Below are 16,732 nucleotides of genomic sequence, written 5' to 3'. Positions count from 1 at the left end.
CAACCCCTTGTTATGCGCTGTCGAGGTGCGCGCCGGTGCGTGCGGGCCTGGGTTCCGGCCGGGCGGCGGGCGGGTGGACGTATCTGGTGGCGAGCGAGCAGGCGGACCCAGGGCGGAGGAGGAGGTTCGCTGGCACTTTCTTTCCCGGGGCCCGTGGATCCGGTAGAAGTCAGCGGAACCGTGGCCGAGGTGCGGCCGGTGTCCCCGAGTGCCGAGGGGACGTCGGCTTCCGCGTGGCGTACGCGAAGGATTGGCGGCGACTGGGTGACATCTTGAGTGCGGCAGGACCTGACAGCACCGCGTCCCACACCGAGCCTGATGGCTACCGTGTGCTCATCGTCGAGGACAACCCGCACATCATCGAGATGTACAGCTACGTGCTCAAGAAGCTCGCGAGCAACGATCTGCACGGGAAGGTCCCGCTGGAGGTCCACTTCGCGCCGGACGGGCACCACGCGCTGTTGATGCTCCGCGAGGGGCGCTTCAGCCTGGTCATGACGGACCTGTACATGCCGGTGATGGACGGCTTCGCCCTGGTGGAGCGCATCCGCGAGGAAGAGGCGCTCCGCGGCATCCCGATCATCGCCATCTCCGCCGGGGGCAAGGAGGCGCAGGAGCGCGCCATGCAGCTCGGGGTGGACATCTACCTGCGCAAGCCGGTGCGCTTCGTGGAAGTCCTGGAGACGGTGAAGCAGCTGCTGCGCATCAAGTAGTGAGGGCGTTTTTCGCGCGCGGAGTATTTTTCCGCACCGCGCGTTGAGCCGTGGCGGGGGTGCGGCGTAGAGTTCGCGCACCCGACATGACGAAGCCCGCCATCAACCGTGACACCGTCAGTGGCGAGGCGCTGTTCATCCTGCAGAACCTGCGGGAGAACGGCCGCCTGGGACGCTCGAACAAGCTGGCTGACGTCAAGGCCGTGCTCGAGCCGTCCGTCTCGCTGGAGTTCGACAACTACTTCTTCTTCCTGCGCAAGTTCCACTACATCGCCATGGACCGCGAGGCCCAGCTCAAGCTCACCGATCAGGGCGAGCGGGTGGTGGGTGGCGACTTCCAGGAGCGCTTCGCCCTGGAAGTGGATGAGTACTTCGAGGAACAGCTCCACGGCGGCGACGAGCAGCCGCCCATCGCGCAGGGCGAGGAGCTGATGCTGCCTCCTCCTCCTCCGGAGCTCCTGCTCGACGAGACCGAGGTCGAGGCACCCGGCGGGGCACCCACTTCCTCGGTGCCCCCGCCCATCCCGCCGCCGCGCACCGCGCGGGTCGCCATGCCGGCCCTCGAGCTGGTTGCGCCGCCCGCCGCCTCGGCGCCGTCCGTCATCGTCGCGCCGTCGGCCGCGGTCCCGTCTGCCCGAGTCGAGGCTCCGCCTCCCGAGCCGCGCCGTGACGTGCCTCCCGCGCCGGTCGCGGCTCCGCCCACCCAGGTCGCTCCTCCCTCGCCTGTTGTCGCCCCCTCCCCGATGGTTCCTCCTCCCGCCGCGCCCGCCCCCGTTGCCTCGGCCTCCCTCTCCGCCGCGCCCAAGGGCGCCGAGCTGGACCGCTACCAGAAGTTCGATCCCATCGGCACGGGCCCGCTGGGCACCGTCTTCAAGGGCCGCTTCAACGCCCTGGGCCTGGACATCTGCATCAAGGAGCTGAAGGACATCTTCGGGTACTTCTCCTTCTTGCAGCGCGGCGAGGTGCTCAAGCGGCTGAAGAAGGAGCTGTGCGCGCAGGCGCAGGTGCGGCACCCGGGCGTCGTGCAGATCATGGATCAGAACGTCGAGGTGGCTCGCCCCTACTTCGTCGTGGAGTTGATGCGCGGCAGCCTCAAGGAGAAGCTCGACGCGGGCGGGGGCAAGGGCATCGAGGTGCCGCTGGCGTTGCGCGCGTTCCTCCAGCTCGCCTACGGGCTGCGCGCCGCGCACGCCTCGGGCCTCACGCACCACAACCTCAAGCCAGAGAACGTCCTGTTCGACGCGGCCGGCAACGCGAAGCTGGCGGACTTCGGCCTGGGCCGCGTGGTGGAGGTGGACGCCACCAAGGGCATGCCGCAGGTCTTCGTGGGCACGGGCGGCATGGTCTACATGGCGCCGGAGCTGATCAACCGGGTCGGCAAGGAGCCGGGCGCCTCGGCGGACGTCTACGGGCTGGGCATCCTGCTGTACGAGATGCTCACCGGACAGATTCCGGGCCGGCGCTCGCCGCTGCCGTCGGAGGTGAACCCCGAAGCCCCGAGCGGGTTGGATCAGCTCTTCGACAAGGCCACGCAGGACAAGCGCGAGCAGCGCTATCCGGACGTGGACGCGATGCTGGAGGACTTCTACAAGGCCTTCCCGGATCGCGACTTCCTGAGCCGCGGAGACCTCATCCTCTCGTCGGATCTCCCGAAGGAGTAGCGGCCGGGCGGGCCCGAACGCGAGGCTCGCCCGATGCGCAGGGGACTGTCAGACTGGCGCGCAGCCATGACCTCGCGCGCGTCCGACTGCGTCCTCGTCACCGTCACCGGGAAGGACCATCCCAGCATCACCGCCCGGCTCACGGGCATCCTCGCCGAGACGGGCGCGGAGCTGCTCGACCTGGAGCAGGTGGTGGTGCAGGGACGGCTGACCCTCTGCCTGCTCATCCGCCTCCCCGAGGCGAGGGACGCGCTGAAGGAGCTGTTGCTCGCGGCGCGAGAGCTGGGCGCCGAGCTGGACTTCCAGGTGGCGGAGCCGCCGCGCGCCGCGGATGTCGATGACGGCCCCCCGCGCTACGTCGTCACCGCGGTGGGGCGTGCGTTGGGCGCGCCCGAGGTGCACGCATTGACCACGGAGCTGGCGGGGCAGGGCGCGCGCCTGGACCGCGTGGTGCGCCTGAGTGACGCGCAGCTCGGCTCGGTGGAGTTCCACATCGCGCTGCCTCGCGAGCGTGAGCCCGAGGCGCTCAAGCGCGCGCTCCTGGCGCTGTCCATGCGCAGCACCTCGTTCGACGTGGCCTTGCAGCGCGAGAGCCTCTACCGGCGCGCCAAGCGGATGGTGGTGATGGACATGGACTCCACGCTCATCCGCATCGAGGTCATCGACGAGCTGGCGCGCGCGTACGGTGTCCACGCGCAGGTGTCCGCCATCACCGAGCGCGCCATGCACGGCGAACTCGACTACGACGAGTCGCTGCGTCAGCGCGTGGCGATGCTCGCGGGGCTCGACTCGGCGGTGCTGAGGGAGCTCGCCGCGAACCTGCCGCTCACCGAAGGGGCCGAGACGCTCATCCGCGTCCTCAAGCGCCTGGGGTATCGCACGGCGGTCATCAGCGGTGGCTTTTCCGTGGCGGCCGAGGCCCTCCGTGCACGGCTGGGAATCGACTTCGCCTACTCGAACGTGCTGGAGGAGCGCGATGGCAAGCTCACCGGCCGCACGCTCGGGCCCATCGTCAACGCTCAGCGCAAGGCGGAGCTGCTGGAGACGTTGGCGCGCCAGGAGGGCATCTTGCTGGAGCAGGTCATCGCCGTGGGCGACGGCGCCAATGACTTGCGGATGCTGGAGCGGGCGGGACTGGGCATCGCGTTTCGCGCCAAGCCCCGGCTGCGCGAGGCCGCGGACACGTCCATCTCCGCGGGCGGACTCGACTCCATCCTGTATCTACTCGGGCTCACCGCGCGCGAGCTGCGCGAAGTGGGCTGACGCTCGCGGCTACAGCCGCATGCGCGTGGCCAGCTCGCGCTGCTGCAGCTGTCCCTTCTCGATGAGCAGCTCCAGCAGCGCGCGGAGAATCTTGGAACTCTTCTCCTGATTCTGCTGCACCGTCTGGAGCCGTTGCAGGTTCTCCTCCGTCCACTCGTTGGCCGGCGTCCCCCCCGCGAGAATCTCATCCAGGATGTCCGCCGCGCTGGAGTTGGCGGGTGCGGGCTTCTCCGCGGGCGCCGCGGCCCGGGGGGCGCTCGCCGCCGCGGGGGGGGTGATGTCGGAGATGCGTTTGACGACGGTGTTGCCACTCATGTCCACGACCTTGAACTCGTCCTCATCGCTGGTCGTGGTGTCGGCGTCCTTGCGCCGCGTGGGATTGAAGCGCGTGCTGACCGAGGGCTCCTGGTTGCGATAGTGGCGCAGGATGGCGGTCTCGATTTCGCGGTCGCCCGCCACCATGGGGACGATGCGTGCACGGGCGCGCGCAGCCACCTGATCCAACGTGGCCAGGTCCGTGGGGTCCGACATCGCGAGCACCAGCGTCTTGCCGTTGTCCTTGAGGGACACCGGGAAGACGCCCTTCTGCTCCGCCAGGGCGACGTCCACGCGCGCGAGCGCACCCGCGTCCTTGGTGAGGTTTCCCAGGCTCACCCGCGGCATGCCGAGTCCCTGGCAGATGGCCTCGGTGATGACGTCCTCGGTGGCGAGGCCCAGGTCCGCGACGGTGCGAGCCAGGCGCCCGCCCCACTGGTCCAGCGAAGCCAGCGCGCTGCGGAACTGAAGCTCATCGATGACGCGAGCCTTGACGAGGATGTCACCGATGCGATTGCGGGAAGGAGGCGCCATGGGAGGAGGATTCTAGCGTCTGAAGGCGTGGACGAAGAGTCCGGAGCGTCGAACTTGCTCCGGAGCCAAGGAGACACGGCGATGCAACCCTTCGCGGAAGGTGACCTCCAGATGTGCCCGTACTGCGGCGAGGACGTGGAAGTCGAAGTGGACGTCCTGGGCGCGAGCGCGGAGTCCTATGTCGAGGACTGTCCGGTGTGCTGCCGACCCTGGGTCGTCCAGGTGACACGCGGCGAGGACGGCGCCGCGGTGACGCTGCGCCGCGAGGACGACTGAGGTCGCGCCCGTAGGGCGAGCGAGCGGGCGCGACGGCTCCCAGGCGGGGCCAGGGCCTGTCCTTGACACGTTTCGAAGCATGGTTCTGTTGATGGGGTGAGGCGATGCCGCCCCGAACCCGGGCACGGCGAGCCGATCTCGAAACAGTCGACACATGTCACGGCGTGCGCCCGTTGGGGCGACACGCACAGGAGAAGACCATGCAGACCTATCGCCATCCGTTCAACGCCGCTGTCACCTTGCCGCTCATGCGCGACTTCGACCTGCTCTTCCGCGAGCTGGCCTCGCCGCGCGCCAACGACGCGCGCGAACTCACTCCCGCCGCGGACATCCTCGAGGCCGAGGCGGGCGTCACCATCCGCGTGGACCTGCCGGGCCACGACGCGAAGTCCATCCAGGTGAAGGTGGAGAACGACGTCCTCACCGTGCGCTCCGAGCGCAAGGCCGAGCCCGGGGAGTCGGGCGTCACCGTGCGCCGCCAGGAGCGCGCATCGGGGGTGTACAGCCGTTCCTTCGGGCTGCCGGATACCGTCGACAGCACTCGCGTGGAGGCCCGCTACGAGAACGGCGTCCTCACGCTGACCCTGCCTCGGAGTGAGGCAACCAAGCCTCGCGTCGTCGAGGTCAAGGTCCAGGGTTGATGCCCATACCCGCCGGGAGGCCGCTGTCCCGAGGGCGCGGCGACTCCTGTAAACACCGTCCAATCGAGGGCTTCCGCAGAAGGGGAGGCGGAAGCCCTCGTCGGTTACTTGCGGACGTTGAGCGCAAGCGGCACCCGGAACAGCTCGAGCACCTGGGCCACGTCCACCGGCTTGGCCAGACACGCCACCGCGCCGGCCTGCTTCGAGGCCTCCACGACGTCAGGCGAGTGCGCGCTCGTCATGGTGATGAGCCGCACGCCCTCCATCTGCTTGCGGGCGCGGATGCGACGGCAGACTTCCAGGCCATCGATGTCCGGCATGTTCAGGTCGATGATCATCCCATGCGGCTTCTGCTCGGACACGAGCAGGAGCGCTTCCACGCCGCTCGTCGTCGTCTGCAGCTCGACCTGGTTGGCGTAGGGCTTGAACGCGCGCTTGATGGCGTCCAGCACCTGCCGCTCATCGTCCACCACCAGGAGCCGAACGGTGCCGCTGCCCAGCTCCTCCGGCACCGGCATCTGGTGGGTGATGAGGAACGTGCGCAGGTCCGCCGAGCGCACGCGCCGGTGACCGCCCGGCGTGCGGAAGGCCATCAGGATGCCCCGATCGATCCACTTGCTCACCGTCGACGGGTCCACCTGAAGCAAACGACTGATGTCGTGCGTCGTGTAGAGCTGGTCCGTCATCGCCGTACTCCCCTCGGATTGCATCGTTCCACTAGCCATGGAAATAAACACCTACCTTGAATTCGGGGTTAATTCAACCCGCCTTCATCCTGCGTTTATCAGATCTTCTCATCAGACCCACGGCGTTGTTCCAGCGGCCACTTGCGCGAAGGCAGAGTTCGACGAGTTCACGAGCGGCCCCCCTTCCGCCCCCACTCTGGGAAACGAAGTGAGCTTCCTGCCGCACTTCCGCTACTGCATCCGCAGGGCATGCGGCCAACCCCACGTGTGACATTGGGTCCAGGTCGTTGAGGTCATCGCCCATATAGGCGCAGTCCTCCGCGGGGACCTTGAGTTCCTCGAGCAACTCCAACAGCGCGAGGCCCTTCTCCTTGCGGCCCTGATACACGGCGGCGAAGCCCAATTCTCGGCCCCGCGCTTCGACGATGCGTGACGTTCTCGCGGTGAGGATGGCGGCGGGCAACCCCACCAGCCGGGCCATGACGAGCGCATGGCCATCCTTCACGTCGAAGCGCTTGAGCGCCTCTCCGTCATGTCCGTAATACAAACCACCGTCGGTGAGCACACCGTCGACGTCGAACACCAACAGGCGCACGCGCGACGCAAGCGACGTCAACTCGTCCATGCCTGGCTTGGATGGCGCGTGCGTCAACATGGTGTGTTCGACTCCTCCCGCGTCGTCATCCATCAGCCAGCTTCGTGCCCCAGCACACGGCGGATGTTGAGCACATTTCGTACCACGTCCTCGAACATCTGGGGATTCAGGGAGCATGGACCGTCACAGAGGGCACGATCCGGGTCTTCGTGGACTTCTGTGAACAAAGCGTCAATCCCCGCGGCCGCGGCGGCGCGCGCGAGGAGGGCGACGTACTTCCGCTCGCCCGCCGTCTCACCGTTGCCGGCGCTGGGGAGCTGGACCGAGTGGGTCGCGTCAAAGCAGACGGCGAGCCCGGCCTCGCGCATCTGGCTGAAGCCGCGCATGTCCACCACGAGGTTGTTGTAGCCGAAGCTGGAGCCGCGCTCGGTGACGAGGACGTTGGGGTTGCCCGCCTCGAACGCCTTGCGCGCCGAGTGGACGATGTCCTTGGGGGCCACGAACTGGCCCTTCTTGAGGTTCACGCCCTTGCCTGTCTTGGCCACGGCTTCCACCAAATCCGTCTGCCGGCAGAGGAACGCCGGTATCTGGATGATATCCACGACTTCCGAGGCAGGCCCGACGTGGCTGGTCTCATGGACGTCGGTGAGGACCGGGACGCCGACCTCCTTGCGGATGCGGGCGAGGATGCGCAAGCCCTCTCGGAGGCCGGGGCCGCGGAAGGACTTGCCGCTCGTCCGGTTGGCCTTGTCGTAGGAGCACTTGAACGCGTACGGCACGTTCAGGCGGGTGGTGATCTCCTTGAGCATCCAGGCATGGCGCAGCGCCATGTCCTCGGACTCGATGCTGTCCGGGCCCGCGATGACGAACAGGCGCTGGCCCGGTCCCACGGGGTGACCACAGAGCTGGATGGGGAGGCTCACGCGCGCACCGGAGCCGAGCGACCCTGGGCGGCGTCTCGGTGCTTGAGCGCGGCGCCAATGAAGCCGGAGAAGAGGGGGTGGGGAGCGAAGGGCTTGCTCTTGAACTCGGGATGGAACTGGCAGCCGACGAAGTACGGGTGGTCCCCGAGCTCAATCATCTCCACGAGGTTCAGCTCGGGGTTGTGACCGGAGATGACGAGGCCCGCGTCCTGGAGCTTCGGGCGGTAGGTGTTGTTCACCTCGTAGCGATGACGGTGGCGCTCCTGGATGAGGTCCGCGGCGTAGAGCTGGTGCGCCAGGCTGCCGGACTTCAGCGCGCAGTCGTAGCTGCCCAGGCGCATGGTGCCGCCCTTGTCCTGCACCTTCACCTGGCTCTCCATCAGCGTCACGACGGGGTGCGGGGTGTGCTCGTTGAACTCCAGGCTGTTGGCGTCCTTCAGGCCGAGCACGTTGCGCGTGAACTCGACCACGGCCATCTGGAGGCCGAGGCAGATGCCGAAGAACGGAATCTTCTTCTCGCGCGCGTAGCGCACGGCGGCGATCTTCCCCTCGGTGCCGCGCACGCCGAAGCCGCCGGGCACGAGCACCGCGTCCACGCCTGCGAGCAGCTTCTCAGGACCCTCGACCTCCACGTCCTGGCTGTCCACGAAGCGCAGCTTCACCTTCACGTCGTTGGCGATGCCGCCGTGCAAGAGCGCCTCGTTGAGGCTCTTGTAGCTCTCCGTGAGGTTCACGTACTTGCCCACGATGCCGATGCAGACCTCGCCGCGCGCGGGCTCGTAGATCTTCCGGGTGATGGTCTCCCAGTGCTGCAGGTGCGGGGCGCGGCTCCAGATGTTGAGGATCTCCGCGAGCCGGTCATCCAGGCCCTGGCGGTGCAGCTCCAGCGGCAGCTCGTAGATGCTGCGCACGTCCGGCGAGGTGAACACGTTGCCGTTGTCCACGTTGCAGAACATGGCGATCTTGTCCTTCAGCTCGCGCGAAATCTCCCGGTCCGTGCGGCACAGGAGGAAGTCCGGCTGAATGCCAATCTCGCGCAGCTTCATCACCGAGTGCTGCGTGGGCTTGGTCTTCACCTCGCCGGCCGCGCCGATGTACGGCAGCAGCGTCAGGTGCATGTAGACCGTGTTCTGGCTGCCCACGTCGTAGCGCATCTGGCGGATGGCCTCGAGGAAGGGCAGCGACTCGATGTCGCCCACCGTTCCGCCGACCTCGACGATGACCACGTCCGCGTCCTGCGAGGCCTGGCGGATGCTGGCCTTGATCTCATCGGTGATGTGCGGAATCACCTGCACCGTCTTGCCCAAGTACTCGCCGCGGCGCTCCTTGGTGATGACGGCGTTGTAGATGCGGCCGGAGGTGAAGTTGTTGAGCCGGCTCATCCGCGCGTTGGTGAAACGCTCGTAGTGGCCCAAGTCCATGTCGGTCTCGCCACCGTCCTCCGTGACGAAGACTTCACCGTGCTGGAACGGGCTCATCGTTCCGGGATCCACGTTGATGTATGGATCCAGCTTGATGAGGGTAATGGTCAGCCCACGGTTCTCGAGCAGGGCGCCAATGGATGCCGAGGCGAGCCCCTTCCCGAGCGAGCTGACCACGCCGCCCGTCACGAAAATGAACTTGGTTTTCTTGGAGCGCATGTCCCTTCCTGCCAAGTGAGGCAGGAGGCGTCAATGATTCTGTGAGAAACGGAGGGCGGGCTGGCGCGGGGGTGGAAGAGCGCTCAGTTGCCGTCCCATCCGCCGTGCCGGGAGACCGCGAATTCACGGGGATCCGGCTGTCCAACCCGGAACTGACGGAGGTCGCACTGGCGGCAGCTCCAGCCCTCCCAGCCCTTCTTGACGACGGCGTGCAGGCAGGAGTCGTAGTTGGGGCAGAAGAGGTTGCGCTGGGTCTCCACCATCTCCTCGTCGCGGAGGGCGGAGGGCAGCGGGATGGGGCAGGGGGTGATGGACACGACACGCTCCGGAAGACAGCCACAGAAGTGAGTAGGCTTCCCCCCTGCGGCATCGGAACAGGGGGAATGCGCGGACATTCCCGGCGGGTGAGCGCGAAAAAAAGTCCGCCCCCGCAGTGAAGCGGGAGCGGACCGTTACAGCGAGCGCCCTCCATCCGCAGGGAGGCTCGGACTAGCGAGCCACCGCAGCGGAGGTGGACGCCTTGCGGTTACTGTCGGTCAAGGCATCACCTCCTTTCTGAGGGGACTTCTTCTAATCCCGCCGAAAATGCCGCGCCACTCGGAGCGCTGCGAGACGTTCAGGCGGCGACGACCTGCTTCTCCACCAGGCGACGGTAGAGGCCCTCTTCGGACATCAGCGCGGCGTGGTTGCCGCTCTGCACCACGCGGCCGTGCTCCAGCACCAGCACGCGGTCGGCGCTCGCCACGGTGGAGAGGCGGTGGGCGATGATGAGCGTGGTGCGCCCGCGCATGAGCTTCTCCAGCGCGTCCTTCACCAGGTGCTCGCTCTCGGCGTCCAGGGCGCTGGTGGCCTCGTCGAGCACGAGCAGGCGAGGGTCCTTGAGGACGGCGCGGGCGATGGCCACGCGCTGCTTCTGTCCACCGGAGAGCTGGACGCCTCGCTCGCCCACCAGGGTGCGATAGCCCTCTGGGAAGCGGACGATGAAGTCGTGCGCATTGGCGGCGCGCGCGGCCTCTTCCACTTGCGCGTCGGTGGCCTCCGGGCGGCCGTAGCGGATGTTCTCCGCGATGGAGGTGGCGAAGAGCAGCGGCTCCTGCGCCACCATGCCGAGCTGCCGACGCAGCCACTCCGGGTCGAGCGTGGTGAGGTCCTTGCCGTCGAGCCGCAGATGACCCTGCAGCGGGTCATAGAACCGTGACATCAGCGAGGCGAGGGTGGACTTGCCCGCGCCAGACGGGCCCACCACCGCCACGACCTCGCCGGGGTTGAGGGTGAGGTCGATGCCCTGGAGGACCTCGACGTCCGGGCGCGAGGGATAGGCGAAGCGCACGCCCTGGAACTCCACGCGGCCGTCCAGCGTGGCGGGGCGCTCGCCGCCCGAAGCGGGGATGGTGGGCACGCGGTCCACCAGCTCGAAGACGCGCTCGGCGGCGCCCGTGGCGCGCATGAAGTCCGCCCACAGGTCCACCAGCGCGCTGAGCGAGAACGCCATCAGCATGGTGTAGACGAGGAACGACGTGAGCGCGCCCATGGTGAGCTGGCCGTCCGTCACCAACCTGCCGCCGTACCAGAGCACCACCACCACGGCGCCGTAGCCCGCGCTCGAGGCGAGGCCGATGAAGATGGAGGCCTGCGCGGCGCGCTCGCGGGCGAGTTCGTACGTGCGCTGGATGGCGCTGCCGTAGCGCTCCACCTCGGCCTTCTCCGCGGCGAAGGAGCGCACCGTGCGCAGGCCGGAGAGGCTCTCCTCGGCGACCTCGCTGGCGCCGGACACCGCGTCCTGCACCTTGCGCGACAGGCCCCGCAACCGGCGGCCATACAGCACGCCGCCCACCGCCACGGGTGGCACGATGCCGAGCATCAACAGTGCGAGCTTGGGCGAGGTGTAGAAGAGCAGCGCGAGCCCGCCCACCGCCTGGGCCGCGTTGCGCAGCGCCATGGAGATGTTCGCGCTCACCGTGTTCTGCAGCACGGTGGTGTCCGAGGCGAGCCGGCTGGTGAGCTCGCCGGTGCGGTGCGCGTCGAAGAAGGCCACTTCCTGATTCATCAAGCTGCGGAAGAGGTCCTGGCGCAGCCGCACCACGATGCGCTCACCCGCGGTGTTGAAGAGGTAGGCCCGCAGCGCGATGGCCACGCCCTGCACCACGAAGACGGCCATCATGATGAGCGCCGCGCGATCGATGAGGGCGTGGTCGCGCGCGCCGAGCGCTTCGTCCACGAGCACGCGGATGGCCTGCGGATACACGAGGCTCGCGCCACTTCCCATCATCAGGAAGACGGTGGCCAAGGCCAGCGTGGGCACCTCCGGCCGGGCCAGCTGCATCAGCCGGCGGACGGTCAGTCGAGAGGGACGCTTGGATGGGTTCGGGGGAGCGGGAGAGGACACCGCCGGAGACTAGCGTGCTCGCGTGAGGCGTGCAGCCGGTGTGCGGCGGACCCACGTTCGGTGCTAAGCCTGCGAGGGTTTCCGACGCAGGGGGGGACATGGAGACACGCGCATTCGGCCGGACGGGGGCTCGCGTTCCCGTCATCGGGCAGGGCACCTGGCAGATGGAGGACGACGACCGCGCGGGCGCCATTCGCGCGCTGCGCGCCGGCCTCGACTTGGGGTTGACGCATCTGGACACCGCGGAGCTGTATGGCCGCGGGCTCGTGGAGGAGACCATCGTCGCCGAGGCCATCGCGGGCCGGCGCGACGAGGTGTTCCTCGTGTCCAAGGTGATGCCGTCGAACGCCACGTTCTCTGGGACGCTGGCCGCGTGCGAGCGCAGCCTGCGTCGCCTGCGCACCGACCATCTCGATTGCTACCTGCTGCACTGGCCGGGCTCGCACCCGCTGGAGGACACCGTGCGGGGCTTCGAGCGGCTCGTGCGGGACGGGAAGATTCGCGCGTGGGGCGTGAGCAACTTCGCGGTCGATGAGCTGGACGAAGTGCTGGCGATCGCCGGGCCGGATCGCATCGCGTGCAATCAGGTGCTGTATCACCTGGAGGAGCGCGCCATCGAGCATGGCGTCATTCCCTGGTGCGAGCGCCACGGTGTTTCAGTGGTGGGCTACAGCCCCTTTGGCAACGGGCGCTTCCCGTCGCCGCGCAGCCCCGGGGGCCGCGTGCTGATGGACATCGCGCAGGACCATGACGCCTCGCCGTACCAGGTGGCGCTGCGCTTCCTCGTCCGCCGTCCTTCCGTCTTCACCATTCCCAAGGCCAGTCGTGAGGCCCATGCGCGCGACAACGCGGAGGCGGGGAACCTCCATCTCACGCCGAACGAGCTGCGGCGCATCGACGAGGCCTTTCCTCTGGGCGCCGAGCCCGCGAGCCTTCCGGTCATCTGACGGAGGTTCGCCTGGCTCGGCGGTGTGGCGCCTCGCCGAGGTGGTTACAGGCCCGCGCCGAGGCCCTTGCGGAACGCGGTCAGCGTGGGCTCACCGCTGCCGGGCGCGACTGTCACCGTGCCCGTCTCTCCGTCCCGCGTCGCTCGCGCGTTGGGGCCCTTCACGAACTTCACGGCCGTGATGCGGCGCAGGACCTCGCGGCCACTCTCGGTGGCGAGCGCGCGCAACGCGTGGCTCGTCACGTTGATCGAGCCTTCCAACGCGCGACGCCCGGGCTCGTCATCGAGCCCCACCCAATCGACGTCGAAGCGCAGGCCCTTGCCTCCCAGTGACAGCTCGCCCGGCCAGAACTGCTCGGTGATGCTGGTCGCCAGTCGCTCCGCGAGCTGGGCGAGGTCCTGGCGCGTGGGGATGGGGCGCACGAGCTGCGGCAGCTCCAGCAGCTTCTCCGCGTTGGTCACCGACACCGCGACGATGGTGTTCACGTCGGCGTAGGCCACGGAGGCCGAGCGCAAGAGGCCCTCCTTGCCCAGCGCCAGCAGCACCGCCTCCTTGGGCACGTAGTCCACCACTTCACCCGTCAGCGTGTGTCCATGGGCCAGGTGCAACGTGACGGTGAACGCGGGCAGTTCCTCTCCCGTGCGGACGCGCGTCGCCACCGTGCCGAGCAGCTCGAGCAGCCGCTCCACGCGCCTTGCCACCAACCGCTGAACACCCTCCATGTTCTCGTCCTCTTGGGGTTGCCGCTTGGGGGGCTTCGGTTTCGCGAGTGGCGGTGGGGACGGGGGAGGGGGTGTCTGTGTTTCTGGTGCGACGGGTGTCGCCGTTGCTGGCTCGGCTGGAGCGGAGGGTTCCTTTCCGCCGAAGAGGTCCTTGAAGATGCCCATGACTATTCCCCCCGTGCTCGGATGACTGCCTCGACGCGTGCCACGTCCTCGGGGACATCCACCGCCACCGTGCGCCACGCCACGCGCGCACAACGGATGGGGATGCCGTGCTCCAGTGCGCGCAACTGCTCCAGCTTCTCCGTCTCTTCCAGTGGCGTGGGCGGCAGCGTGGCGAGCCGCAGCAGCACGTCACGACGGTAGCCATACAGGCCGATGTGCCCCCAGCGATTCACGAGCGTGCCCGGCTCGCGCGCGAACGGGATGGCGGCGCGGCTGAAGTACAGCGCGTCATCGCTGCGTGACAGCACCGCCTTCACCACGTTGGGGCTGTCCACCTCGTCTGCTTCGAGTGGCCGCACCAGCGTGCCCATCTTCACGGTGTCGTCGGTGAAGAGTCCCGCGAGCAGCTTGAGCGCGGCTGGATCCACGAGCGGCTCGTCGCCCTGCACGTTCACCCAGACGTCCACGTCCGGTCGCTGGCGCGCGACCTCGGCCACTCGGTCTGTTCCCGTGGCGCAGTCCGGGCTCGTCATCACCGCGCGACCCCCGAAGCCCTCCACCACGTCGCGGATGCGCGCGTCGTCCGTGGCCACGTAGACCTCGTCGAAGGCGTTCGCTTCCCGACAGCGATTCCAGACGTGCTCGATCATCGGGACCCCGGCGATGCGGGCGAGCGGCTTGCCTGGGAAGCGCGTGCTGGCATAGCGGGCAGGGATGACGGCGACGGTGCGGGGCGCGGGCATGACCCCTTCATCTAGCAGATTCCGATTCCAGAGCCGGAATCGGCGGATGCCCGAGGGAGGCCGGACCGCGAGGCCCGCCGATTTCAGCCCCTGGAATCGGCACCGGGTCGGTTGCTCGCGTGTCCTGTCCGTCTATCGGGTTCAGGACGCATGGCGAGACCTTCAGCCGGAGGGTGGGGCCGCCCCACTAGGCAGGTGGCACAGCGTGCCTAGCTTGCCGACCCATGAGGAAGGTCATCCATATCGTTGGCGCGCGCCCCAACTTCATGAAGGTGGCGCCCATCTACAAGGCCATCCGCGCGCGTGGCGTGCTCGAGCAGCGGCTGGTTCACACGGGTCAGCACTACGACGTCAAGATGAGCGACGTCTTCTTCTCGGACCTCGGCCTTCCCGCGCCCGAGGTTCACCTGGGCATCGGCTCGGGCAGCCACGCGGAGCAGACCGCGCGGATGATGGTCGAGATGGAGAAGGTCTTCCTTCACGAGAAGCCGGACCTCGTCTCGGTCGTGGGGGACGTCAACAGCACGCTCGCTGCCGCGCTGGTTACTTCCAAGCTGGCCATTCCGCTCGCGCATGTGGAAGCGGGGCTGCGCAGCCGCGAGCGCTACCAGCCCGAGGAGGTCAACCGCGTCGTCACGGACCGGTTGTCGGAGTTCCTGCTCACGCCCTCGCGCGACGCGGACGCCAATCTCCTGGAAGAGGGCGTGCCTTCGTCGCGCATCCACTTCGTGGGCAACGTGATGATCGACTCGCTGCTCTCCTCGAAGGAGAAGGCCGAGCAGCTCTCTACTCTGCGCGACCTGGGCTTGAGCCCGCGCCAGTACGCGGTGGCCACGCTGCACCGGCCCGTGAACGTGGATGATCCGAAGCTGCTCGTGGGGTTGATTGGCTCGCTGCGCGATGTGGCTCGGCGTCTGCCCCTGGTGTTCCCTGTCCATCCACGCACTCGGAAGATGCTCACCGAGCAGGGCTTGCTGGCGGAGCTGGAGCGCGCTCCCGGCATGAAGCTGGTGGAGCCCATGGGCTACCTGGAGTTCCTTGCCCTGACGTCGCAGGCTCGCGTCATCCTCACTGACTCCGGTGGACTCCAGGAGGAGGCCACCGCGCTGAGCGTGCCGTGCCTCACGCTTCGTGAGCAGACCGAGCGCCCCATCACCGTGGAGGTGGGCACCAACGAGGTGGTGGGCACGGACCCCGCTCGCATCCGCGATGCCGTGGACCGCATCCTCGCGGGCCAGGGCAAGCAGGGGCGCGTGCCGGAACTGTGGGATGGGCGTACGGGCGAACGCATCGCGGACCTGTATGCGCGCTCGGTTGGCGCGCAGGGGCCCGCTCGCGCGAGCGCGTGACGGCGCCTCTGCGTCGGGGCCCCTGGCCGCGTGTCGGGCGTGCTAGAGCCCTGGGGCCATGACCGCGAAGGAGCCCACCGCCGAGTCCTCCGAGGAGACCGCGCCCGAGAAGGGTGCGGTAGCGCTGTCTGTGGATGTCGCGGGCTCCTCCGCCGAGGAGCCGCCCGAGGGCTTCGCCGACATCCTCTACGTCGTCGAGCCCAACTATGCGGGCTGGCGATTGGAGCGGTATCTCCGCGAGAAGCTCCGGCGTGCGTCGCGCGAGCGCGTGCTCGGCATCATCCAGCGGGGTGTGTTCTGTGACGAGGGCCGCCTCAAGCCCTCCACGCCTGTCTATCCCGGGCTCGCGTTCCGCTTGCGGCGCCCTGCCAGCGAGGAGCCCGAGACGCCCACGGAGGTGGCGGTCGTCTTTCAAGATGATTGGCTGCTCGTGCTCGACAAGCCGGCGGGGCTGCCCATCCACCCCACCGCGCGCTACCACAAGGGCACTCTCGTCTCGTTGCTGCGCGAGCGCTTCGAGGAGCGCGCCGCCGAGCCCGCGCATCGACTGGACCGGGAGACGAGTGGGCTCGTGGTGTGTGGCCGCACGACGGAGTCGTGTCGCGTGCTCGGGCGGCTGTTCCTGTCTCGCGATGTCCACAAGGAATACCTCGCGGTCTGCGAGGGCCATCCTCGTGAGGACTCCTTCGTGGTCGATGCTCCCATCGCGGAAGGCACTGACCTCATCCGCATCGCGGTGCGCATCGACCCCGTGGAGGGCAAGGAGAGCCGCACCCGCTTCGAGGTGTTGCAGCGGTTCACTCGCGATGGTGCTCCGTTCGCGCTCTTGCGCTGCTACCCGGAGACCGGTCGCCAGCACCAGATTCGCATCCACCTTCGCGAGGCAGGGCACCCGCTCGTCGGGGACAAGATGTACGGGCCGGACCCGGGCTACTTCGATCGGTTCAGCAAGCGCTGCTTGGAGCCGGAGGCGTGGGCGCGGCTTCGGCTGCCTCGGCACGCGTTGCATGCGGCGCGCATTTCCTTCGCGCACCCGGGGACGCGGACGCCCATGACGTTCGAGGCTCCGCTCCCCGCGGACCTCGAGGACTTCATCGCGGGCCGGCCTTTGCCCGAGGCCCCGAAGTCCGGGGCGTGAACTGCGCGGGCGGCATCCCTGCTCGTGGATGCCGC

General features: G+C 68.2%; 16 protein-coding genes and 1 pseudogene. 8 read left to right on the top strand and 9 right to left on the bottom strand.

Going from position 1 to position 16,732, the window contains the following annotated elements:
- The first annotated feature begins 12 nt into the window (after window positions 1-12).
- From JGU66_11075 to serB, 3 genes and pseudogenes are all read left to right on the top strand, one after another.
- Window positions 13-713 (top strand): annotated as a pseudogene (locus JGU66_11075) (response regulator).
- Between the two features lie 86 nt (window positions 714-799).
- Window positions 800-2,374, top strand: a complete 1,575-nt coding sequence (locus JGU66_11070; protein ID MBJ6761307.1) for a serine/threonine protein kinase — start codon at window positions 800-802, stop codon at window positions 2,372-2,374.
- Between the two features lie 66 nt (window positions 2,375-2,440).
- On the top strand, window positions 2,441-3,637 hold the full coding sequence (serB, locus tag JGU66_11065) for a phosphoserine phosphatase SerB (GenBank protein MBJ6761306.1): 1,197 nt from the start codon (window positions 2,441-2,443) through the stop codon (window positions 3,635-3,637).
- Window positions 3,638-3,646: 9 nt separating this feature from the next.
- Here the strand turns inward: serB and JGU66_11060 are convergent, their stop codons facing one another.
- Window positions 3,647-4,486: a general secretion pathway protein GspE gene (locus JGU66_11060; GenBank protein ID MBJ6761305.1), complete on the bottom strand. Its 840-nt coding sequence runs from the start codon at window positions 4,484-4,486 to the stop codon at window positions 3,647-3,649.
- Window positions 4,487-4,567: 81 nt separating this feature from the next.
- Between JGU66_11060 and JGU66_11055 the strand changes: the two genes are divergently transcribed.
- The gene (locus tag JGU66_11055) at window positions 4,568-4,762 is read left to right on the top strand and encodes a CPXCG motif-containing cysteine-rich protein (GenBank protein ID MBJ6761304.1); all 195 of its coding nucleotides are present in this window, start codon (window positions 4,568-4,570) and stop codon (window positions 4,760-4,762) included.
- Window positions 4,763-4,962: 200 nt separating this feature from the next.
- Window positions 4,963-5,403: an Hsp20/alpha crystallin family protein gene (locus JGU66_11050; protein MBJ6761303.1), complete on the top strand. Its 441-nt coding sequence runs from the start codon at window positions 4,963-4,965 to the stop codon at window positions 5,401-5,403.
- 104 nt (window positions 5,404-5,507) lie between these two features.
- Here JGU66_11050 and JGU66_11045 read toward each other — a convergent pair whose 3' ends face one another.
- The 6 genes from JGU66_11045 to JGU66_11020 form a co-directional block, all read right to left on the bottom strand.
- Window positions 5,508-6,128 carry a response regulator gene (locus tag JGU66_11045; GenBank protein MBJ6761302.1) on the bottom strand — a complete coding sequence of 207 codons (621 nt, stop codon included), beginning with the start codon at window positions 6,126-6,128 and terminating at the stop codon, window positions 5,508-5,510.
- Between the two features lie 34 nt (window positions 6,129-6,162).
- The gene (locus tag JGU66_11040; GenBank protein MBJ6761301.1) at window positions 6,163-6,744 is read right to left on the bottom strand and encodes an HAD-IIIA family hydrolase; all 582 of its coding nucleotides are present in this window, start codon (window positions 6,742-6,744) and stop codon (window positions 6,163-6,165) included.
- A gap of 32 nt (window positions 6,745-6,776) precedes the next feature.
- Window positions 6,777-7,607 carry a 3-deoxy-8-phosphooctulonate synthase gene (gene kdsA, locus JGU66_11035; protein ID MBJ6761300.1) on the bottom strand — a complete coding sequence of 277 codons (831 nt, stop codon included), beginning with the start codon at window positions 7,605-7,607 and terminating at the stop codon, window positions 6,777-6,779.
- The gene (locus JGU66_11030; GenBank protein MBJ6761299.1) at window positions 7,604-9,247 is read right to left on the bottom strand and encodes a CTP synthase; all 1,644 of its coding nucleotides are present in this window, start codon (window positions 9,245-9,247) and stop codon (window positions 7,604-7,606) included. The genes kdsA and JGU66_11030 overlap by 4 nt, the downstream gene beginning before the upstream one ends.
- Before the next feature lie 83 nt (window positions 9,248-9,330).
- Window positions 9,331-9,564: a hypothetical protein gene (locus tag JGU66_11025; GenBank protein ID MBJ6761298.1), complete on the bottom strand. Its 234-nt coding sequence runs from the start codon at window positions 9,562-9,564 to the stop codon at window positions 9,331-9,333.
- A 299-nt stretch (window positions 9,565-9,863) separates the two neighbouring features.
- Window positions 9,864-11,570: an ATP-binding cassette domain-containing protein gene (locus JGU66_11020; protein MBJ6761297.1), complete on the bottom strand. Its 1,707-nt coding sequence runs from the start codon at window positions 11,568-11,570 to the stop codon at window positions 9,864-9,866.
- A 161-nt stretch (window positions 11,571-11,731) separates the two neighbouring features.
- Between JGU66_11020 and JGU66_11015 the strand changes: the two genes are divergently transcribed.
- On the top strand, window positions 11,732-12,580 hold the full coding sequence (locus JGU66_11015; GenBank protein ID MBJ6761296.1) for an aldo/keto reductase: 849 nt from the start codon (window positions 11,732-11,734) through the stop codon (window positions 12,578-12,580).
- Between the two features lie 44 nt (window positions 12,581-12,624).
- On the opposite strand, the gene JGU66_11010 is transcribed toward JGU66_11015, so the two are convergent.
- Window positions 12,625-13,467 (bottom strand): hypothetical protein, encoded by an 843-nt coding sequence (locus JGU66_11010; GenBank protein ID MBJ6761295.1) that lies wholly within the window; start codon window positions 13,465-13,467, stop codon window positions 12,625-12,627.
- Window positions 13,468-13,469: 2 nt separating this feature from the next.
- Window positions 13,470-14,210: a 3-deoxy-manno-octulosonate cytidylyltransferase gene (kdsB, locus tag JGU66_11005; GenBank protein MBJ6761294.1), complete on the bottom strand. Its 741-nt coding sequence runs from the start codon at window positions 14,208-14,210 to the stop codon at window positions 13,470-13,472.
- 224 nt (window positions 14,211-14,434) lie between these two features.
- Here kdsB and wecB point away from each other — a divergent pair, with 224 nt between their 5' ends.
- Both wecB and JGU66_10995 read left to right on the top strand, forming a co-directional pair.
- On the top strand, window positions 14,435-15,559 hold the full coding sequence (gene wecB, locus JGU66_11000) for a UDP-N-acetylglucosamine 2-epimerase (non-hydrolyzing) (protein ID MBJ6761293.1): 1,125 nt from the start codon (window positions 14,435-14,437) through the stop codon (window positions 15,557-15,559).
- A gap of 58 nt (window positions 15,560-15,617) precedes the next feature.
- Entirely contained in the window at window positions 15,618-16,697 is a 1,080-nt protein-coding gene (locus JGU66_10995) for an RluA family pseudouridine synthase (protein ID MBJ6761292.1), read from the top strand.
- Window positions 16,698-16,732: the final 35 nt, after the last annotated feature.

This window comes from Myxococcaceae bacterium JPH2 (assembly GCA_016458225.1).
GTDB lineage: Bacteria > Myxococcota > Myxococcia > Myxococcales > Myxococcaceae > Citreicoccus.
The sequence above is the reverse complement of the archived record's forward strand: the minus strand, read 5'-3'. Positions and strand labels throughout refer to the sequence as shown.